Below are 594 nucleotides of genomic sequence, written 5' to 3'. Positions count from 1 at the left end.
CTCGTGGCGGATGAACTCGCGGCCCTTATGCGCAAAGAGCTGGCGCTCGGCGACGACCGGCTGCCCGGTAAGCGCTACCCCGAACCAGACGAGGCCGACCGGCTTTTCCGCCGAACCACCGGTGGGGCCGGCGATGCCGGTGACGGCAAGCGACAGGCTCGCGCGCGAATGCGTGAGCGCGCCTGCCGCCATCTCGAGCACCGTCTCGCGCGAGACGGCGCCATGCGCGTCGAGCGTTGCGGCGGAGACGCCGAGCATCTCCATCTTTGCTTCGTTGGAATAGGTGACGAAGCCGCGGTCCACCACGGCGGAAGAACCGGCAATGTCGGTGAGTGCGGCAATGATCATGCCGCCGGTGCAGCTTTCGGCCGTCGCCAGCATGATGCCGCGCTGCTGGCAGGCCTGGAGCAGGGCGATGGCGAGTTCGGCGTTGCTCATTTGGGGACATCTCCCGGGAAAACCACGCTTGCGGTGGCGATCGCCGCTATGCCTTCGCCGCGGCCGACAAAGCCGAGCTTTTCGTTCGTCGTAGCCTTGATCGAAATGCGTTCGGCCGCAATGCCCAGCATCGCCGCCAGCGCCGCCGTCATCGCC

The 594-nt window shown here is 67.2% G+C and carries 2 protein-coding genes; both read right to left on the bottom strand.

The window, feature by feature from the left end:
- A partial coding sequence (locus tag EOA29_RS39280) for a CinA family protein (protein WP_145970151.1) occupies positions 1–438 on the bottom strand: 438 nt, incomplete at its 3' end.
- The coding region (locus EOA29_RS39275; RefSeq protein WP_189479181.1) for a 2-C-methyl-D-erythritol 2,4-cyclodiphosphate synthase at positions 435–594 on the bottom strand (160 nt) is incomplete at its 5' end. The genes EOA29_RS39275 and EOA29_RS39280, both read right to left, overlap by 4 nt.

This window comes from Mesorhizobium sp. M1E.F.Ca.ET.063.01.1.1, from assembly GCF_003998155.1.
Lineage (GTDB): Bacteria > Pseudomonadota > Alphaproteobacteria > Rhizobiales > Rhizobiaceae > Mesorhizobium.
The sequence above is the reverse complement of the archived record's forward strand: the minus strand, read 5'-3'. Positions and strand labels throughout refer to the sequence as shown.